We start from the raw sequence: 17,968 nt of genomic DNA, 5'->3' as shown, positions 1-17,968 counted from the left end.
ACATAAAAATACGCCCGTTTCAAAAAAAAGAAACGGGCGTGCCTCTCACCACTCCGACAGCGAGCCGTCGGCGTTGCGCCAGATCGGATTGCGCCAGCGATGGCCGATCGCGGCCATTTCGCGCACCTTCTCCTCGTTCACTTCGATGCCGAGTCCGGGCGCCTCCAGCCGACGGACGTAGCCGTCCTCGTATTCGAATACGGTCGGATCCGCGAGATAATCCAATAAGTCCGAGCCTTGATTATAATGAATGCCTAAGCTTTGCTCCTGAATGAACGCATTGGGCGTGCAGAAATCTAGCTGCAGCGAAGCCGCGAGCGCGATCGGACCGAGCGGGCAATGCGGCGCGACGGCGACGTCGTACGCCTCGGCCATGGCGGCGATCTTCCGCGTCTCCCAGATGCCGCCGGCGTGGCTGAGATCCGGCTGGATGATGTCGACCGCGCCGCTCGCGAGCGCATGCTTGAAGTCCCAGCGGGTGAACATGCGCTCGCCCGTCGCGATCGGCACCGTCGTCACGCGGGCGAGCTCGAGCAGCGCTTCGTTGTTTTCCGGAAGCACCGGCTCCTCGATGAACATCGGCTTATACGGCTCCAGCTCCTTGATGAGCGCCTTCGCCATCCCCTTGTGCACGCGGCCGTGGAAGTCGATGCCGATGCCGATCCCGTACCCGACCGCTTCTCGGACCGCCGCTATGTTGGCGACCGCGCTCTCGATCTTCGCGTTCGAATCGATCCACTCCATCTCCGCGGTGCCGTTCATCTTCACGGCGGTGTACCCGGCGGCGACTTTCTCCCGGGCCGCCTCCGCCGTCTCGGCCGGCTTGTCGCCGCCGATCCATGCGTAGACGCGCATCTTGTCGCGGACCGACCCGCCGAGCAGCTCGTAGATCGGCACGCCGAACCGCTTGCCTTTAATGTCCCACAACGCTTGTTCGATTCCCGAGATGGCGCTCGTCAGAATCGGGCCGCCGCGGTAAAAGCCGCCTCGATACATCACTTGCCATAGGTCCTCGATATTGCCCGCTTCCTTGCCGATGAAGTAGTCGCTCAGCTCCTGGACGGCCGCCTTCACCGTCTCCGCCCTCCCTTCGACGATCGGCTCCCCCCACCCGGTCAATCCGTCGTCCGTCGTTACCTTCAAGAACAACCAGCGGGGCGGTACCGTAAACAGTTCGATGCTGCGAATTTTCATTTACCGATCCTCCTTAAGATTGCGGCGATATTGCGCCAGAATATCTTCCAGATGCGAGCGCATCTGGCTTCGCGCCGTCTCCGCGCGGCCTTCGGCGATCGCGTACGCGATCAAGAGATGATGCGCGATCGTCTTCTCGTCCATGCCTTCCCACTTCATCGTCCGCCTGCGGCTGTCCAGCAGCAGATCCGACGCGACGGACATCATCTCGCGCAGTACGACGTTGCCGGCCGCGTCGGCGATCAACCGATGGAAGTCCAAATCCTCGCGAAGAAAATCGTCGCCGCGCGCCATCTTCTCCCGCATCGCCGCCGCATTGTCCAGAATCGCCCGCTTGGCGTCCGCGCCGCCGTGAACCGCGGCGAGCGCGGCCAGCTCGGGCTCGACGACGAGACGCGCCTCGGTCAGCTGCAAGAGCGTCGCGTTCTCCAGCGCGTCCAGCCGCTCGCCCGACGCCCCCTCCAGACTTTGCGCCACGAACGTGCCGCGCCCTTGCTCGATGCGAAGCACGCCTTGCTTGCCTAGAATCTTCACCGCTTCGCGAACCGAGGAGACGCCGGTGCCGAACTCGCGGGACAGCTCCTCGATCGTCGGAATACGGCTTCCGACGCTCCAGTCGCCGCAAGCGATGCGCGCGCGGATTCCGTCGTACACCGCTTCGTACGCCAGCTTTCTCATGTCCGCCTCCCTTCTCCAAACCGATCTAAATTCATCATATCTATTTAAGAAAATAACATAATTCATATGATGTTTCTACCTTTTTCTTCATAGCAAAAAACGCCCGACGCGTTCAGCGCCGGACGTCCTTCTACAAAGAGCGGACATCGAGTTTACTAACATGCTCTTCCGCCCGAATATCCTTGAATATATCCGCGATCGTGCTATGCTCGTGCACTTGCGCGCGCAGCTCGATCCGTATCGTTCGTTCGTCGAGCTCCGACACCTTCGTCGCCTTGACCTTCACCTCGTGCCGAACGAGATGCGCCTTCAGCGCGTCGAAGTGTTCCATATCCGTCAGGATGAACGAAATTAAAATTTCCTTCGAGGTGAGGACATCCGGACCCCACTTCCGCATCAAGAACGGGATCAGGTCGACCCCGACCAAGACGAACAACAGCGCGACCGCCGCCTCGACATAATATCCCGCGCCTACGGCGATCCCAAGACCGGATGCCCCCCAGATCATCGCGGCGGTCGTGAGGCCGCTGATAACGTCGTCGTTGCGCTTCAGAATGACTCCGGCGCCGATAAAGCCGACCCCGGATACGATCTGCGCCGCCAGTCGCATCGGGTCCATCACCATGTGATCGAGCTTCGGAAAGTCGTAAGCCGCTTGAATGGAAACGACCGTAAGCAAGCAGCTGCTTACCGCGAGAACGAGACAAGTCTTCATGCCTAAAGGCTTCTTTTTTAACTCCCGATCGATCCCGATGATCAGACCGAACACGGCGGATAGTCCGATCTTCAGAAGAACGGCGCTCATCGGTCGCCCCCCTTTCGCTAGTAGTTCATACATATTCTCGGACGCGTCGACTTATCCCGCCGCCGGATTCGTCGAGGTCGTATCGGTTCCGTCCCGCTCCTCGTCCTCGCTCCAATCGAAGCTCCCGCGTTCGATCATCGCGATGAACGCTTCCGCGAACTCCGGATCGAACTGCTTGCCCGCATGCGCGCGCAGCTCGACGATCGCCTCTTGGAACGTCTTCGTGCGTTGATACGGACGCTCGGTCGTCATCGCGTCGAACGAATCGATGACGCACAGCGCTCTGGCGAGCTTGGGAATTTCCTCGCCCTTCAGTCCGCGCGGGTACCCCTTGCCGTCGTACCGTTCGTGATGCAGCTCGATGAGCGGCAGGAGCGGCTTGAACTTCTCGTTGGTGGAGGCGATCTCCTTGCCCCACAGCACGTGCTTCTTGACCATCTCCCACTCTTCGTTCGTCAGCTTGCCCTTCTTGTTCAAGACGTCCCTCGGAATTTCCAGCTTTCCGATATCGTGGATAAGCGCTCCGAGCACTAACGTCTTCTTCTCCGCGTCCGTCAGCGACAGCCGATCGCTCAGCTCCATCGCGTAACGGTACACTCGCTTGCTGTGCTGGAACGTGTAAACGTCCTTCGACAAAAATATATTCAGCTGCTGCTCGATTTCCCGAATGTCCTGTTCGATATCGAGCGTCCGCTGCAGGATGGAGTCCTCGTTATAAATATGTACGACGTTCTTCCCTTGCGCTTTCGCATAATACATCGCTTGATCCGCCCGGTCGACGAGCTGATTCTTATCGTAAATATCGAGCGTATATTGGACGACGCCTGCCGAGAACGACAAGCACCCGTGCGGAAACAACTCGACGCCCTCGAAGTACGTATCGTTGATACGCTTGCGTATGTGATTCGCGTACGAGAGCGCCTCCTCCGCGCCGACGTTCGGGAGTATGACGGTGAACTCCTCGCCTCCGTATCTCGCGACGACGACTCCGTCCCGATCGCAAAGTCGTTTCAGCTGCGCTCCGAAAAACTCCAACAGCTGATCGCCCTTCAGATGTCCGTAGACGTCGTTATATTTCTTGAAGTTATCCAAGTCGAGCAGCACGAGGGAAAACACGTCCCCCGTCTTCTTGGACGCGTTCAGCCGGCTTTCCAGCGCTTCTTCGAAATAACTATGGTTGTACAAGCCCGTGCGTTGATCGATGATCGCCCGCTCGGACAAGGAGTGATATAGCTCGAACAGCAGCTTGAACGATTTCGAAATGAGGACCGCGATCGCCATGAACAGGAACAGCCCGAAGAAGGGAGATCGCTCGAACAACATCGTGAGCACCAGCGAAAGCAGCAGCGTGCTCGCGTACGCCGAGATCGATTCCTTAAATACGCCGTTGAACACCTTGATCGCCGGCTTGCCCTGAATGACGTGGAAGCCGCCGAAGATGCTCGTGTTTACGAAGAAATACACGGCCAAAGCCAGAAGATAAATATAAACGCTTGTAACCTGAAGCGTCCCGAATCGTCCGCCCGCCCAAGCGAACACGCCCGAAGTGGCGACGATCATTATCACGTACATCGAGAAGTTCGCGAGATGCTTCCAGAGCACGACCTCTCTTCGGATCGCGGCGAGTATGCCGTAGCTGAACAGCAATACGTACAACGCGATGTCGAGTCCGTGGACGAAGAGCGCGGCTAAGATGACGGCGGAATCCATGGACTGCTTCGTACCGCTCGGCGGAAGCTGGAAGTCCAGATGGTTCAACACGACGACGGAGGCCACGAGCGCGTACAATAGGACCCACTCGTTCAGAGAGAAAGAAGGCGCGTTCACGAACGCCGCGAACAACGCGACGCCTAGGGCGCATACGCTAAACACATATAAATTTTGACGTTCTCGAAGCGAGTCGATGTATGCCTTCGTTCTCTGGAGCATCCTGCAGCACCTGCATTTCCGAGTAGTCTGACGTTATTATACACGAAATAGTCGAAGGTTAATATAATGAAAGAAGGAAGAACTCCGCCGATAGAATAGGCCGCATCGGAAAAATGAAAAAAAGCCGTTCTTAAGGCGTTACGCCTTAAGAACGGCTCTCGTCGGGTTCCGATTAGCCCCACTTATAACCGGAAGTCAATGCCACGATCACCGAAGCGACGATGGCTGCGTTCACGATCAACTTACCGAATTGGATTCCTTCCAAGCGCTTTTTCATTACGAATTCCTCCTCGAGAATAGTTTTGAATGAATCGATTAGATTCGTATTAGCCCCACTTGTAGCCGGAAGTCAATGCGACGATGACGGATGCGACGATTGCGGCGTTCACGATCAACTTGCCGAACTGGATGCCTTCGAGCTTCTTCTTCATAGCGGAACCCTCCCAAAATTTTCGAATGAATTCGATAGAGTATGTATGTTTACATCATTATGCTTGCGTGGAAACCGCTCCGTTCGGGAGCCCCTTCTTCTCGGCCGTCATGATCTTCTGCAGGAACATAAAGATTCCTACGTTCATCACGATATCGCCGATGCTGATAATCATCTGCCGCGGGTAAGGCGCGACGATCGGGATGATGTCTCCCAGGAAGGGCAGCCTCGTGTCCTCCATCAGCTTCGCGTGTTTATACACGACGTCGTTGTTCTGGAGCATGTCCGCGTAATACTGTCCCAGCGTCGACGCCGCTTCGAGCGACACCGGCATCGCCCCGCCGTTCAGAACCATGACGAGGAAATTCAGGAACACGCCGACGAAAATTGTCTTGAACCCCGGCTGTTTGTGGTTCAATCCGACGAACAAAAGACCGATAACATAAATAACCATGATCGAAATGCCCGTATACTGCTGCAGCGCTTCGTTCCTGCCCTGAAAGTAAAAGTACACGAACTGAAAGAGCAGCAACGCCGGGAAAACCCAACCGGCCACAAGCTTCAACCGAGACAATCCGCGCAATGCGCCGAAGACGCCTCCTCGGACGAACCCGACGATCAATCCGATTACGATACCGTCATAAACCATGTCGTCTCTCCGCTCGTTCTTGGCTTGTAACTGTTTTCAATATATCATGGATATATTGATTTGTCTAGCAGGTTTTAGAAGAAAAGTTAAATAAATATAATTACGCCAAGTTTTACCGCGATAATTCAAGAAAGCAGCTCGATTTGCAATTTGCGAATGCGGCCGAACACGAAAAAAGAAGCAACCCTTCGCAGGGTTGCTTCTTTCGTTCTGGGCCCAAACTCCCGACGCCTCGGATTACCGAAGGCCGTTGCTCTTGAGCCAAGCGATGCTGGTCGCCACGCTTTCGAGCGGCGGGTTTTGGCATACGTCCTGTTCGACGATCAGCCACTCCGCGCCGGCTTCCTTCGAAGCGGCGGCGATCGCGAGCAGATCCACTTCGCCTTTTCCGAGCTCGACCGTGTTCGTTTTGTCGCCCTCGCGCGTCATGTCCTTCAAGTGGACGAGCGGGATGCGGCCCTTGTATTTGCCGATATAAGCCGCCGCGTCGATACCGGCGTTGTGGACCCAGCAAGAATCGAGTTCTACCTGCAGACGGTCCGCCGGCACGCTGTCGAAGATATAATCGAGCATTAGTTTGCCGCCGAACGTACGCTGCAGCTCGAAGGAATGGTTGTGATAGCCGAACGCGATGCCGCGCTCGGCGCACTTGGCGCCGATGGCGTCGAGCTGCTTGCACGTCTCCGCGAGCGCTTCTTCGGTCGCGTATTTCTCTTCGCCCATCCACGGCACGACGAGATACTTGTTGCCGAGCGTCAGCGCGTATTCGATCTCTTCGTCGGCCGCTTCCAGCATCCGCGCGAGCGATACGTGGCTGCCGAGCGACTTGAGCCCCATTCCATCCAATTCCGCGCGAAGCGCCTTCGCGTCCAAACCGCCGTAACCGGCGAATTCCACGCCTTCGTATCCAAGCTCCGCCACGTTCCGAAGCGTGCCCAGGAAGTCCTGAGCCGTCTCGTTCCGAAGCGTGTACATTTGCAATCCGATCGACAATCTCGTCATCACTGCTTCAACTCCTAGTTAGAAATATGTATTGAATGTACCCCGATTCGCCTCGATCGTCCATATACGATATCGCCTGCACATGAACTATCCGGCTGTCATTCTCGGACGAGTCCGTCCTTAGTCGAACCAGCCCTTCCGCTTGAACCACCAGAACATCGCGAATCCGATCAGCGCCATCGCTCCGAGCGCGATGAAGTATCCGCCCTTCATGTTCAGCTCCGGCATATAGGAGAAGTTCATCCCGTAAATCCCCGCCAAGAACGTCAGCGGCATGAAGATCGTCGTAATGACCGTCAGCGTCTTCATGATACCGTTCATCCGGTTCGTATTCAAGGAGACGTAACTGTCGCGGATGTCGGCCGTCATCTCCCGGTTCGATTCGATCATCTCCGACAGCTTGAGCAGATGGTCGTGGACGTCGGCGAAGTACGCCCGATGCTCGCCGCCCATCCCTTGGATTCTTTCGCTGTTCAGAATGCGATACAACAGCTCCCGCATCGGAAACACCGCCCGCCGCAGCTGCAACAAATCGGAGCGGATGTCGAACACTTGATCCATAATCGTATCGGTCAAGTCCGAGGACTTCCGCTGATCCATATCGAAGAGGGCGTCCTCAATGCGATAGACGGACGGGAAATACTGATCGACGATCTTGTCCACGACCGAGTACAACGCGAAGAGCGGCCCTTTCTTCCCCGCCTCGTCGAACGAATCCCACTTGGCGAACGCCTCGTCCAGCTCCTGCAGCGGCGTCAGATGGAACGTCACGATATACCGCTCCGAGAGGAAGACGTCCAGTTCGTCCGCCTCGAGCGTCGTCGGGTGAAGCGTATGGAAGACGAGAAAATGGAACGCCTCGTAATGGTCCAGCTTCGGTCGCTGCAGCAGCTGCAGGCAGTCCTCGATGGCGAGCGGGTGGAACCGGAACCTCGTTTCGAGCAGCAAAATCTCCTCTTCCGTCGGTTCCGAGAAGTCGACCCAATACCATTCGATGTCGTCCCGATCGAGCGAAGCGATCGGGACGCCGCGAAGGGTTTCTCCGTGTTTCGTTACGGCGATCGTCTGAATCATGTTGTCCTCCGCCTTCCTATGCCGTCGCGTCGCGATCCGCCAGCGGCAGGCGGATCGTGAACGTCGTGCCGATCCCCACCTTGCTCCTGACGGAGATGTACCCTCCATGCTCGTTAATCAGCTTCTGACTGATCGACAATCCGAGTCCCGTCCCCTTCGACTTCGTCGAGAAGAACGGTTGGAACAATCGCACCAAGTGCTCGTCGGTGATGCCGCCGCCCGTGTCGGTCACGTCCACGAGACCGAATTCGCCCCGCGGGTAGACGGCGATCGCGAGCGTGCCGCCTCCCTCCTCCATCGCTTCGATGCCGTTGCGGACGACGTTGACCAATACCTGAATAATTTTATCCTTCTCGAGGAGCGCCATGAGCGGCATCTCTTCCGCCTGCAGCTGAAGCTGGTGGCCGTTCCTCGTAATTTCCGATTCCGTCAGCTGTACGGCCGCCTGAACGCACTCTTGGATGGAGACGAGGCTCGGACGATGCGCCGACGGCTTCGAGAACTGCAGAAATTCGACCGTTAAATCGCTCATGCGCTTGATTTCGTGCATGATGATGTCGTAATACTCGGACACGTTATATCCGTTCTGCTTCGAAACCTGGAGAAACCCCTTCACCGTCGTCAACGGGTTGCGGATTTCGTGCGCCATGCCCGCGGCCAGCTCCCCGACGGCCATCAAGCGTTCGTTATGCAGCCAATGCGCCTCGCGCTCCAGCCACAGCCGCCGTTTCGTCTCGAGCATGCGCTGCTGTACGAGCGCGATGAAGGCGCTCGGGTCCTTCGCCTCGTCGGGGTAGATGGCGTAACCGTACGAGAGCCGAATGTCCGACAGCTCTTGGATTTGCGTCTCGAGCGTCTTCTCCAGCCTCGCCGGCAAGTTTTCGGGCATCGGGAAGACGACCGCGAATTCGTCCGAACCGTATCGCCCCATCAACAGAGCATCGGGGAAATACGCCCGGAGCAGGTTCGCTACGTTCCTGAGCGTGCCGTCCACCGTATGGAAGCCTTGCTCGGTGTTCAACGACTTCACGTCGTCGCAATCGATCAAGATGAAGCACACCCGATTGCCTTCGGCCAGCACCGGCTGCAGTCTCGCTTGGAACGTTTGGAAGTTGAGCAGCCCCGTCAACAGGTCGTGCTGCGTCAAATACGTGTATTCCGTCATTAGCGCTTTCCGTTCGCGTTCCTTGCGAATGAACGAATCCGCGCCCCATAAGACGAGCAGCATGCCGCTCGCGAAGACGACGGCTTCCCATAATCGCCCTTCCCGCGGAGCGCCGTTCAAGACGGCCCCGACGAGCGGCGAGCCGGCGACCAGGGCCGCCGTCCACGCCCAGGCGGAGGAACGCCGCTTGGCGACGGCCGCGACGGCGGCGGAGCCGAGACCGACGACCGCCGTCTCCAGGGCGACGCGCGCGTCCAAGCCTACGCCTGGCAGCGCCCAGCCGAGAAGCAGCTGGAAGCCGGCCGCGATCGCGGCCGCCCGCGGAGAACCGTGAAGAGCGGCGATCGCGACGGGCACGAGATGAAACCCTCGAGAGCCGTCCCCCGCCCCTTCTTGGTTGAACGCGAGCAGCGCCGCCGCGACGACGCCGTAATACAAGCCGAACGATATGTACGTTCGCCACGACGCCATCGACTGCGGCGTCAGCCGAAACAACAACGATCCGATATACAAGCCGGAAATCAACAACGAAGCGTTAACGACCAGTTCCCGAACCACAGCACACCGCCCCATCTATCGTAGGAGTGTTAAGTTAGGTTACGTATTCGCTTCCGCATCGGCGATTTCCTCCCGCGATTCTCGGAATCACCTCGAAAATAAGAGGTGCGCGAACGCCGCCGCGTTGGCGGCGCATAGGACGAGCGCGCCCAACAAGCCCGGCTGGCGTTCCTTGACGCAAGACAGCCCGAACAGAATCGTGTGGAGCTCACAAGATCTCGACCAGGGTGGGAAAAGGAAGCAGTTCGCGATTGCCCGCGATATGGAACATCAGGTCGGTCGGCAGCATCTCCGGCTGGAAGTTGACGAGCGCGATATACACGCCTGGCGCGAACAAGTGAATGAACCGCACGAAATTCGCGTACACCATGCGCGTGTAAATTTCTTCCGACGTGTGGAACAGCGTCCATAACGTCGTCGGGCATAAAATCGCGAAGGGCGCGTTCCCCGACAACACGATGACGCCGCCGTCGATGATCGCGCCCGAAGCCCGATCCGGTCGTTCGGTGACCGACAGCGTCGGAATGAGCGAATGGGCTCGTCCTCCAGCAGCTGCTGGAGGACGAGCGTATTCGCGATCCTGATCCCTTCTAGCCTAAGCTTCACTTCTTCGACGAGCTTTTCGTTCGCAAGATCGGATAAATAAATGACAGCGGCTTTCGTTTGGTAAAACTCGTGCAATAGAACGTATTCGGTAACTAAATTCTCGGAGCGGATGATCTTGCGGACGAGCGAGACGTTCGTCTCGAGCGATTCGACGAATCCTTCGTGCGGACCTCGAATGACGAGCTCCGTCTTGGCGTCTCCGACGGCCCGATGCTCGACCTTCGTGTCCTGCACCAGGACGGCTCGCCTCACGCCCGGGGTCAGAATGGCGACCGCCCCGTCCAATATGGCTCTCTTTATGCTCGCTTGCGATGTCGCCGTCGCCGTTGCGCGGCGCGCCGAACAGCGATTGCAGCGCGGCGGCATCCTTCGCCGGATCGCCGGTCAAGTCGGGCGGATCTTCGGGCAGACCTTCAGGCGGGTCCCGAAGCCGAGCCGAGTCGAGCTGCGGCGTCCGACGCTCCCCCAAGCTGAAGCGATCGGTCCCGGCGGACGGATCGAACATCGCCCGCTTGACTTGCTTGAAGAAGGAGTGCATTTTCTTCCGCTTCATAACAACCGCCAACTTTGTCTTTTTCGGGTAGCGTTCCCAGTCCGGACCGAACCTTATTCGTCAGTCCTGCGCGGCAGCCGATTCGGGCAGCAGCTGGCGAAATTGCTTCTGGCGCGATTCGTTCGCCAGATCGCCGTTCGAGCCGATCTGTACGATCGCGGAGGCTGAAGCCGCCATGACGTCGACGCGCCCTACGACGATTCGCGACCGTTCGGGGACGAAGCGGACATCGGCGGGATACAACGCGGGCGGCTCGGGGATCGCCGCGCGGAACAGCGGGTATCGTTCGAAGCTCCCTTCGTCGCCCCGATAGATCGGGTACTCCCGCTTGACGGCGATCGCGCGGGCGCGGCTGTCGCCGATGCGGCCGTCGCCGATCAAGACGATGCTCGCGGAGGAGACGCTCGCGACGAACAGCTCCCCGACGACGGAATCCCTCGGCCGTCCGTTCACGGCGCCGACGGTTCTCCCGCGTCTTCTTCCCCCGTCTCTCCTTCCGCCTCGTACGCCGTCTCCGGCGGCAGCGGCTGCAGCGGCCCGACGATGACCGATTCGGGCGGCGTATCGAAAATACTGGAATTGCGAATCGTTTGGACGTCGCCGACGAGCAGCACCGAGGCGCTCGCCAAGCCGACGACGCGAATCGAACCGACGGACACCCCTCGGTTCGCGACGGTCATGCGAATCATGAGCCTTTCTCCTCCTCATCGAGCGGGGGCGGACGCTTGCCCGCGACGAAGTTCCGGATCGCCGTATCGACGTCGCGGATCGTAAGCCGCGTTACGGACGCTTCGTACGCGGCCGGCTCCCGGGTAGCGTCGTATTCCGATAATTTCATATAATGAGCGATCCGGACGTCGACCTGCGCGCGAAGATCCGCGACGACGCGATCGATCTCCTCCGGATCGATATCGTATTCCGCGGCCTCGCATAATCGGATCAAAAGCGGGGGAACCGCTTCGTCCAAGTGGCGGTGCACCGCGTCGCGAATGCCGAGGAAGGGCGACGGCGGCGACGGCTCCGCGCCCGTCACGATCGTCGGTTCGGGAACGGCCGCTTCGCCCAGCGACCAGATCGGCTCCCCCGCGGCGTCCTCCGGACGGACGCCGATATGAAGCGTGCCTTGCAGCGTATCGATCTTCAGCTGATCGAATCGATATTCGATGCGCTCGATCGTCGGCGCCGGCCTCCGTTTCAACCGATCGATTTCGTCCTCCAGTCGCTCCAGTCGTTCCGTCAGCCGGCATACCCGATCGTTCAGTTCCACATTTTCGGCGTGCAGCCTTGCCAGCTGCTCCGCCCACTGTTTGGCATCCACGGTAACGCCCCCTCCTCCGTCCCCCTATGTATATGCAGGAGGAATGCGGGATAATCGGCTTACCGCGCCGCCGGCGCGGGCGACGGCAAGGGCACGATCGGCCCCGTTTGGGTGCCGAGCGGCTCCGGCGCGGGTTCGGTGAACCCGCCCGTGTTGTATAGATTCGACAACGAACTGATTTGCCCCGACGTTCCGATCTGAATCACCGAAGAGTTGGAGACGTTCTCGACGCGAAGCTGGTGGATGACGATGCTCTGATGTACCGACCAATTCATGCGCCGACCACCCCGCCTTGATCGCCGCTGCTGTTCGAATCGGCGATGTCCGCATCGTTCGTATTCGTGCTGCTGATCAATTGCCGCGTGCCCGACAAGTCGCCCGTGACGAACGACCCTGCGCCGGCGAACGTCTTCGACGTGCTGCTGGGGCTCATTTGATACGTGTCCCCGAAGTTTACGATCGAGCTCGGACCGACGGTCACTATTTTCACGTTGCCTACAATCGATGGCATGGGTCGACCCCTCCCCGCCGGAATATATCGCATCATATGTGGGGAACCGCCCAGAGGTGCCTCCCGTCGGTTCGCTTGCGGCATTCACGGAAATCGGGTCACCGACCCGTCGCCGCCTCCATATACTGAACCATCGAAATCGAGCGGCGGCCGAAGGAGGAACGGATCATGAGCGACGGCCAATGGAACAAGGAAAGCTGGGACACGTTCAAGAAGTGGATGCAGGACAGCCTGTCGTTCGGCGCCCCGCAGGACGACTTCCGCTGGGTGACCGACTACGTGGACGGCATTTTGAAGGAGGCGCTCGCCGCGCCGGAACGACAGCAAGAGAAGGTTTCGGCCAAGGAGTCCCGTTCTTCCTCCGCCGCCGGCCGGCCGCTCTCGTACGAGCTGTTCCAGACGCATCGTCATATTATCGTTCGGTTCGTCGTGCCCGAGCGGATCAAGGCGCGGCAGCTGCGCGTCTACGCGGCCGTTCAGCGGCTGCGGGTCGAAGGGCTGCCGAACGGCGGGAAACAGACGGTGGCGCTGCCCGCCCTCGTGTACGCGGACACGGCCCGCGCTCTGTTCAAGGACGGGGTGCTGCAGATCAAACTGATGAAACGGCCTTCGAACGAACGGTTCGAGGAAGTGTTCGTTCGGTTCGAATGAAAACTTACGTACCGATGACGAACGGGCTTGTCCGATCCCTAATGTTTTTGACGACGCTCATCGCTACGATATAGCCGGTCTTCGGATTTCGGTCGGACGGCGTATTTCGAATCTCTAGTCGGATGCGTCCGAACAATCCTTGGGCCGCGATTTCATGGGTGTTATGTTCGATGGTCGGATCGGCGAACACCTTCACCTTCGTCGCGTCGAAGCCGATGCCGGCCAAGCTGAGCGCGGCGGAGACGTTGACGCTTTCCGGAAACCGCTTCGCCGCGTCCCGGGCCGCTCCTTCGAACGCAAGGTACGGTTCGGACAAGCCGGCAAGATCCACTTGCCGCTCTATGACCGTGCCGTACCATGCCTTCGGCGGCTTTCGCGTCGTGAGCGTCACCTCTTCCATCGGTCCGACGCTGCCGGCCGCGATTCGATCCAGCCCTCCGATCGCGGCGGACGGTACAATGATTTTTCGCCCCGCCTCGGCCGCCTTCGCGACGAGCCGGCGAAGCAGCTCGTCCTCCGCCAAAGCGCCGACGCTGACGATCATAAAGTCGGCTCCGCTGCGCAGCGCCGCTTCCCCGTACATCCGCACCGCCTCGTGCCCTGCGCACTCTACGACCACGTCATGACTTCGGAGGAAGAACGTATCCGGATCGTCGATGAAGTCGAACGGGTGATTCCTTCCGTTTTCTACGTACTTCCTCTTATCCCTGACAAGGACGGAAGCGACGGACGCGTCTCCGGCCTTCCCCGCGCGAACGGCCTCCGCGACATCCTCTCCGATCGTGCCGTACCCGATAATGCCTATGCGGTTCATCCGCGATCGCCTCCCTTATTCCTATCTTTAAGAATATTGTATTTGGTATACCAAATACCAAGCCCATATGCTATACTCTAGCTATTCCGACGAGGAGGGATCCTTATGCCGACGGTGCGTTTTATTACTTCCGGGAAGTCTATCGAGGTCGATCGGGACGCCAACCTGCTGCGCGCCTCCATCCGATACGAGGGGGCCATTCCCTATAAGTGCGGGGGCGGACTCTGCGGAACCTGCAAGGTATTCGTCGTGGAAGGCCGCGAGACCTTAAGCAAAGTAATGAAGAAGGAAATCGACCGCCTCGGCCGGGAGAGTATCGAGCAAGGCTTCCGGCTCGCCTGCCAGACGTTCGTCGACGGCGACGCAACGATCGCATGGGGCGAAGAGGCGAGGCAACGGGCGAGCGACGCCGCACAGGTCGGATAATCCGAAAGAAGAGCAAGGCCCTCGGGTGTAAGGAACCAGGGGGCCTTGGCGCGGCGCTCCCCTCGCATCCTACGCTCCCCCCCCTCCGAAAAAAAGGCAAGCCAGCGGACCAAAGCCGCGCGCTTGCCTCCTTTGGAATTACCCCGCCTTTACGACTTTGCTCTCCTCGTCGATATCGAGCTCCAAGATTTCTTTCAAAATCTCCTCCGGCGTGTCGAACTTCGGGAACACCTTCAATGGAATGCTATTGTCGGGAAACACCTCGCCTACGCCTTGGATCACGATGCGCGCATTCTCGGGATGCTTGATTTTACAAATGGTGAACGTCGTCTTCTTCTTGCCGAAGAAGTAGTATTCGTAATCGGCTATCTTCTCGAGACAAGGATTGTCGACGACGGTTCGATATCGATCGGTCGTGGACAGCAAGATGAATTCGCTCATTTCGTTCTCCTCCTTTACGGTGCGTCGGATATTATAGATCTTGTTTAATTTCGATATCGTCGGAAATATAGAGCTGGCATGCCAACCGGTAACCGGCGATCAGCTTGTCGCCCAACATCTTCCGTTCCTTCCAATTCGGTTCCGTCAGCCGGTCGCCTCCGGCGACGACCTCGACGGCGCACTTCGTGCACTTGCCCATTCCGCATCCGTAGTTGAGATATGGGAACTTCTTGACCCCGGCCAACACGACCAGGTTGCTGTCGGCGTTCACCTCCTGCCGGTACACTTGACCGTTCCGGTGTAACGTCACATACGGCATTCGACCAAACCCTCCGTCTCCGGCGAACCCTATCGGGTTACTTCTTATTCAATGCTTCCAAATACGCCTTTTTGGATTGATCCAGATGGATTTTCGTGAGATTCTCCGCAAGCTCCGCCTCGCCGTCCCGCACCGCTCTCGCGAGATCCCGATGCTCCTCCGTCGCTTTCCGCAGCCGGCCGGGAAGCTCGTACCCGACGTTCGCGAACGCGCGGATATAATCGGACAAGCCGTCCAGCATTTGCGTCAGCCGCGGACTGCGCGCCGCGCGGCATATGATTTCGTGGATGACGAAGTGCACCTTGCGGCATTCCTCGAGGCCGTCGTCCGACGCAAGCGCCGTATCCAGCTCCGCGATTACCCGGGACAGCTCTTCGCGTTCGCCGGGCTCTGCCTTCTGCGCCGCCAGCTTCATCGTCAAGCTCTCCAGCGAGGCCAGAATCGTAAAGATTTCCACGATTTCCTCCGTGGAAAGCTTGGATACGACGACGCCTTTGCGCGGCATCGTCTTCACGAAGCCTTGAGATTCCAATCGGAAGAGCGCCTCCCGAATCGGCGTTCGGCTGACGTTCAGCCGGTCCGCGAGCTCCCGTTCGACGATGCGCTCTCCGGATTTATAAACGCCTTGAACGATAGCTTGCTTAATATATTGGTACACTTTGTCGCGGATCGGACTAAGTTCTTCGTCTCTCCATACGAGCTGCTGCGAATCCGGCATTTGGTATACCCCCGAAAAGAGTGTTTATCTCAGTGTAAATCATCGATTAGCCGGGTTCAACACTCATGGAAAAGGGGGCTCCCCGCGGTTATTTTTTGATATCCGCCTGCGTCGCGACCTCGTATTCGGGGCCGAGCGCCTCTTGCAGCGCGCGCAGGGCGGCCATGCCGACGACCGTGTCCTGCTCGCCGTTCCCGCCGCTGACGCCGACTCCGCCGACGACCTCTCCGTTGACGACGATCGGGAAGCCGCCGACGAAGATCGCGAACTTCCCGGGCATCATGGCGTGGATGCCGAACGCTTCCCCGGTCGTGGTCGCCGGACCGCCCGGCTGATTGAACAGATGCGTGGAGCGCTTGTGCCCGCTCGCGGTGAACGCCTTCGCGGCGGCGATCTCCGGTCCGGTAATCCGTGCGCCGTTCATCCGCTCCATCGCGACGACGTATCCTCCGTCGTCGACGATGCAGATCGTCTCGAGCGCCTTCGCCTCCGCCGCGGCGCGCTTCGCCGCTTCGATCATCGCTTTCGCTTCTTCCAGCTCCAGCTTTAGAACCGATCTCATTCGTTCCCCCTCCTACCTTGCTTGCCGCCGACGAACGGAATGCTGTCAGCGGCGTGCCGCGACCGGCATTGCGCCGTGGTATACCGTCTTTACCTGCGTAAAAAAATCAAGCGCCGCGCGGCCCGACTCGCGGAAGGTAGCGGTGCTGGACATCTTTATGCCGCCGAACGGGGCGTTATAAGCGTTGCCCGTCGTAGGGCGGTTGATTTTCACCATTCCGGATTGACTGTGTTCGACGAAATACCGCATCCGCGCTTCGTCCGTCGTGCAGATCGAAGCGGACAGACCGTATTCGACGTCATTGGCGATCCGGACCGCGTCTTCGAAACCGTTCGCCCGGATGACCGCGATGACCGGTCCGAAAATCTCCTCCCGGGCGATGCGCATCGCCGGCTTCACGCCGGTAAACACGGCCGGCGTTACGTAATAGCCGAATGCGTATTCCCCTTCGGTCAGCCGTTCGCCGCCGCAGACAAGCTTGGCTCCCTCTTCCTCGCCGAACGCTACGTAGCTCAGCACGGTATCGAGCTGATTCGCGTTCGCCAGCGGTCCTACCTCGGTACCGGTCGTCAGCCCGTTGCCGATCTTCAACGTTCTCGCCTTCGCGACCAGCTTCTCGACGAACGCGTCGTGCACCGCGTCCAAGACGATGACGCGGCTCGTGCCCGTGCACGCCTGGCCCGTCAATTCGAAGCCGCCCTTGACGGCGAGCTCCGCGGCGTATTCGAGGTCGGCATCCTCCAGCACGACGAGCGGATTTTTGCCGCCGAGCTCGAGCTGGACGCGCGTGGATAGCCGCACCGATCGATGAATGGCTTCGCCGGCGGACGTCGATCCCGTGAATGTGACCGCCTTCACCGCCGGATGCGCGACGAGCGGCGCGCCCGTCTTCGAAGCCGGGCCGGTGACGAAGTTCAGCACGCCTGGCGGAAGTCCGGCTTCCTGCAGCGCTTCGACGAGCCGGAACGCGATCAGCGGCGTATCCGACGCGGGCTTAAAGACGACCGTGTTGCCGGTGACGAGCGCCGGGGCGATTTTCCGCGCAGGAATCGAGATCGGGAAATTCCATGGCGTAATGACCGTCACGACGCCCAACGGCTCTTTCTTCGTATAGACGAACGTCGTCGGATCGTCCGAAGGCAGCGTATCGCCGGACACATTCAGCCCTTCGTAAGCGTAATACCGCAGCGTCTGCGCCGAGCGCTTCACCTCCATCCGGCTGCTCGCAAGCGGCTTCCCCTCTTCTCTCGTCAACTCCGCCGCATACGCTTCAAGATTCGCCTCCAGCAAGTCCGCCGCCCTGTTCATCATCTCGGCGCGCTTGCTCGGGGCGACCGCCTTCCACGACTCGAACGCGTTCTCGGCCGCTTCGATCGCGGCGACCGCGTCCTCCGCGATCGAAGCTTGGAATCGGCCGACCACGTCGGAGACGTCCGCCGGATTGACGCTGTCGAAGGCGAGACCGCCGGCCGAGGCGACCCACTCTCCATTAATGAGGTTTTTGTACGTGCGCACGGACGTATCGACCTTCATCTCGGTTGGTCCTCCTTTCGCCATTCAAAGTT

General features: G+C 59.2%; 20 protein-coding genes and 2 pseudogenes. 2 read left to right on the top strand and 20 right to left on the bottom strand.

What is annotated here, in order from left to right; all coding sequences use genetic code 11:
* Positions 1–45 precede the first annotated feature (45 nt).
* The 14 genes and pseudogenes from dgoD to RIN49_RS12240 form a co-directional block, all read right to left on the bottom strand.
* A complete protein-coding gene (dgoD, locus tag RIN49_RS12305; RefSeq protein ID WP_309120462.1) occupies positions 46–1,194 on the bottom strand; it encodes a galactonate dehydratase in 1,149 nt (382 codons plus the stop codon).
* Positions 1,195–1,872: a FadR/GntR family transcriptional regulator gene (locus tag RIN49_RS12300; protein ID WP_309120461.1), complete on the bottom strand. Its 678-nt coding sequence runs from the start codon at positions 1,870–1,872 to the stop codon at positions 1,195–1,197.
* Between the two features lie 130 nt (positions 1,873–2,002).
* Positions 2,003–2,677, bottom strand: a complete 675-nt coding sequence (locus RIN49_RS12295; RefSeq protein WP_309120460.1) for an MgtC/SapB family protein — start codon at positions 2,675–2,677, stop codon at positions 2,003–2,005.
* A 51-nt stretch (positions 2,678–2,728) separates the two neighbouring features.
* Positions 2,729–4,606: a bifunctional diguanylate cyclase/phosphohydrolase gene (locus RIN49_RS12290; protein WP_309120459.1), complete on the bottom strand. Its 1,878-nt coding sequence runs from the start codon at positions 4,604–4,606 to the stop codon at positions 2,729–2,731.
* Positions 4,607–5,094: 488 nt separating this feature from the next.
* Positions 5,095–5,685, bottom strand: coding sequence for a DUF5317 domain-containing protein (locus tag RIN49_RS12285; protein WP_309120458.1), 591 nt, complete (start codon positions 5,683–5,685; stop codon positions 5,095–5,097).
* A 237-nt stretch (positions 5,686–5,922) separates the two neighbouring features.
* Positions 5,923–6,687 (bottom strand): sugar phosphate isomerase/epimerase family protein, encoded by a 765-nt coding sequence (locus RIN49_RS12280; RefSeq protein ID WP_309120540.1) that lies wholly within the window; start codon positions 6,685–6,687, stop codon positions 5,923–5,925.
* A 120-nt stretch (positions 6,688–6,807) separates the two neighbouring features.
* Positions 6,808–7,761 carry a magnesium/cobalt transporter CorA gene (corA, locus tag RIN49_RS12275; RefSeq protein ID WP_309120457.1) on the bottom strand — a complete coding sequence of 318 codons (954 nt, stop codon included), beginning with the start codon at positions 7,759–7,761 and terminating at the stop codon, positions 6,808–6,810.
* A 16-nt stretch (positions 7,762–7,777) separates the two neighbouring features.
* Positions 7,778–9,484: an ATP-binding protein gene (locus RIN49_RS12270; protein ID WP_309120456.1), complete on the bottom strand. Its 1,707-nt coding sequence runs from the start codon at positions 9,482–9,484 to the stop codon at positions 7,778–7,780.
* A gap of 208 nt (positions 9,485–9,692) precedes the next feature.
* Positions 9,693–10,456: pseudogene (locus RIN49_RS12265) on the bottom strand (spore germination protein).
* Positions 10,457–10,703: 247 nt separating this feature from the next.
* Positions 10,704–11,096, bottom strand: coding sequence for a spore germination protein GerPE (locus tag RIN49_RS12260; protein ID WP_309120455.1), 393 nt, complete (start codon positions 11,094–11,096; stop codon positions 10,704–10,706).
* A gap of 59 nt (positions 11,097–11,155) precedes the next feature.
* Positions 11,156–11,323, bottom strand: a pseudogene (locus RIN49_RS12255) (spore gernimation protein GerPD); the annotation flags it as partial.
* Positions 11,324–11,328: 5 nt separating this feature from the next.
* A complete protein-coding gene (gene gerPC / locus RIN49_RS12250) occupies positions 11,329–11,961 on the bottom strand; it encodes a spore germination protein GerPC (RefSeq protein WP_309120454.1) in 633 nt (210 codons plus the stop codon).
* A gap of 59 nt (positions 11,962–12,020) precedes the next feature.
* Positions 12,021–12,236 carry a spore germination protein GerPB gene (locus RIN49_RS12245; RefSeq protein ID WP_309120453.1) on the bottom strand — a complete coding sequence of 72 codons (216 nt, stop codon included), beginning with the start codon at positions 12,234–12,236 and terminating at the stop codon, positions 12,021–12,023.
* Positions 12,233–12,472 (bottom strand): spore germination protein, encoded by a 240-nt coding sequence (locus RIN49_RS12240; RefSeq protein WP_309120452.1) that lies wholly within the window; start codon positions 12,470–12,472, stop codon positions 12,233–12,235. The genes RIN49_RS12245 and RIN49_RS12240 overlap by 4 nt, the downstream gene beginning before the upstream one ends.
* 168 nt (positions 12,473–12,640) lie before the next feature.
* On the opposite strand from RIN49_RS12240, the gene RIN49_RS12235 reads away from it, so the two are divergent.
* Positions 12,641–13,123 (top strand): Hsp20/alpha crystallin family protein, encoded by a 483-nt coding sequence (locus tag RIN49_RS12235; protein ID WP_309120451.1) that lies wholly within the window; start codon positions 12,641–12,643, stop codon positions 13,121–13,123.
* A 4-nt stretch (positions 13,124–13,127) separates the two neighbouring features.
* Here RIN49_RS12235 and RIN49_RS12230 read toward each other — a convergent pair whose 3' ends face one another.
* Complete coding sequence (locus RIN49_RS12230; RefSeq protein ID WP_309120450.1) at positions 13,128–13,937, bottom strand: aspartate dehydrogenase; 810 nt, start codon at positions 13,935–13,937, stop codon at positions 13,128–13,130.
* Positions 13,938–14,042: 105 nt separating this feature from the next.
* On the opposite strand from RIN49_RS12230, the gene RIN49_RS12225 reads away from it, so the two are divergent.
* Complete coding sequence (locus tag RIN49_RS12225; RefSeq protein ID WP_309120449.1) at positions 14,043–14,363, top strand: 2Fe-2S iron-sulfur cluster-binding protein; 321 nt, start codon at positions 14,043–14,045, stop codon at positions 14,361–14,363.
* A 138-nt stretch (positions 14,364–14,501) separates the two neighbouring features.
* Here RIN49_RS12225 and RIN49_RS12220 read toward each other — a convergent pair whose 3' ends face one another.
* The 5 genes from RIN49_RS12220 to RIN49_RS12200 form a co-directional block, all read right to left on the bottom strand.
* Positions 14,502–14,804, bottom strand: coding sequence for a hypothetical protein (locus RIN49_RS12220; protein ID WP_309120448.1), 303 nt, complete (start codon positions 14,802–14,804; stop codon positions 14,502–14,504).
* Positions 14,805–14,835: 31 nt separating this feature from the next.
* Positions 14,836–15,123 carry a 2Fe-2S iron-sulfur cluster-binding protein gene (locus RIN49_RS12215; protein WP_309120447.1) on the bottom strand — a complete coding sequence of 96 codons (288 nt, stop codon included), beginning with the start codon at positions 15,121–15,123 and terminating at the stop codon, positions 14,836–14,838.
* 37 nt (positions 15,124–15,160) lie between these two features.
* Complete coding sequence (locus RIN49_RS12210; RefSeq protein WP_309120446.1) at positions 15,161–15,841, bottom strand: GntR family transcriptional regulator; 681 nt, start codon at positions 15,839–15,841, stop codon at positions 15,161–15,163.
* A gap of 88 nt (positions 15,842–15,929) precedes the next feature.
* Positions 15,930–16,403: a GlcG/HbpS family heme-binding protein gene (locus RIN49_RS12205; RefSeq protein WP_309120445.1), complete on the bottom strand. Its 474-nt coding sequence runs from the start codon at positions 16,401–16,403 to the stop codon at positions 15,930–15,932.
* A gap of 45 nt (positions 16,404–16,448) precedes the next feature.
* Entirely contained in the window at positions 16,449–17,936 is a 1,488-nt protein-coding gene (locus RIN49_RS12200) for an aldehyde dehydrogenase family protein (protein WP_309120444.1), read from the bottom strand.
* Positions 17,937–17,968 lie beyond the last annotated feature (32 nt).

The sequence above is a fragment of the Paenibacillus sp. genome (assembly GCF_031177825.1).
GTDB lineage: Bacteria > Bacillota > Bacilli > Paenibacillales > YIM-B00363 > Paenibacillus_AE.
The sequence above is the reverse complement of the archived record's forward strand: the minus strand, read 5'-3'. Positions and strand labels throughout refer to the sequence as shown.

Coding starts and splice junctions, on each gene's coding strand:
- RIN49_RS12225 (WP_309120449.1), top strand. CDS start 14,043: ATGCCGACGGTGCGTTTTATTACTTCCGGGAAGTCTATCGAGGTCGAT.
- RIN49_RS12295 (WP_309120460.1), bottom strand. CDS start 2,677: ATGAGCGCCGTTCTTCTGAAGATCGGACTATCCGCCGTGTTCGGTCTG.
- RIN49_RS12280 (WP_309120540.1), bottom strand. CDS start 6,687: ATGACGAGATTGTCGATCGGATTGCAAATGTACACGCTTCGGAACGAG.
- RIN49_RS12245 (WP_309120453.1), bottom strand. CDS start 12,236: ATGAATTGGTCGGTACATCAGAGCATCGTCATCCACCAGCTTCGCGTC.
- RIN49_RS12215 (WP_309120447.1), bottom strand. CDS start 15,123: ATGCCGTATGTGACGTTACACCGGAACGGTCAAGTGTACCGGCAGGAG.
- RIN49_RS12200 (WP_309120444.1), bottom strand. CDS start 17,936: ATGAAGGTCGATACGTCCGTGCGCACGTACAAAAACCTCATTAATGGA.
- RIN49_RS12210 (WP_309120446.1), bottom strand. CDS start 15,841: ATGCCGGATTCGCAGCAGCTCGTATGGAGAGACGAAGAACTTAGTCCG.
- dgoD (WP_309120462.1), bottom strand. CDS start 1,194: ATGAAAATTCGCAGCATCGAACTGTTTACGGTACCGCCCCGCTGGTTG.
- RIN49_RS12220 (WP_309120448.1), bottom strand. CDS start 14,804: ATGAGCGAATTCATCTTGCTGTCCACGACCGATCGATATCGAACCGTC.
- RIN49_RS12240 (WP_309120452.1), bottom strand. CDS start 12,472: ATGCCATCGATTGTAGGCAACGTGAAAATAGTGACCGTCGGTCCGAGC.
- RIN49_RS12230 (WP_309120450.1), bottom strand. CDS start 13,937: ATGAACCGCATAGGCATTATCGGGTACGGCACGATCGGAGAGGATGTC.
- RIN49_RS12290 (WP_309120459.1), bottom strand. CDS start 4,606: ATGCTCCAGAGAACGAAGGCATACATCGACTCGCTTCGAGAACGTCAA.
- RIN49_RS12205 (WP_309120445.1), bottom strand. CDS start 16,403: ATGAGATCGGTTCTAAAGCTGGAGCTGGAAGAAGCGAAAGCGATGATC.
- RIN49_RS12235 (WP_309120451.1), top strand. CDS start 12,641: ATGAGCGACGGCCAATGGAACAAGGAAAGCTGGGACACGTTCAAGAAG.
- RIN49_RS12285 (WP_309120458.1), bottom strand. CDS start 5,685: ATGGTTTATGACGGTATCGTAATCGGATTGATCGTCGGGTTCGTCCGA.
- corA (WP_309120457.1), bottom strand. CDS start 7,761: ATGATTCAGACGATCGCCGTAACGAAACACGGAGAAACCCTTCGCGGC.
- RIN49_RS12300 (WP_309120461.1), bottom strand. CDS start 1,872: ATGAGAAAGCTGGCGTACGAAGCGGTGTACGACGGAATCCGCGCGCGC.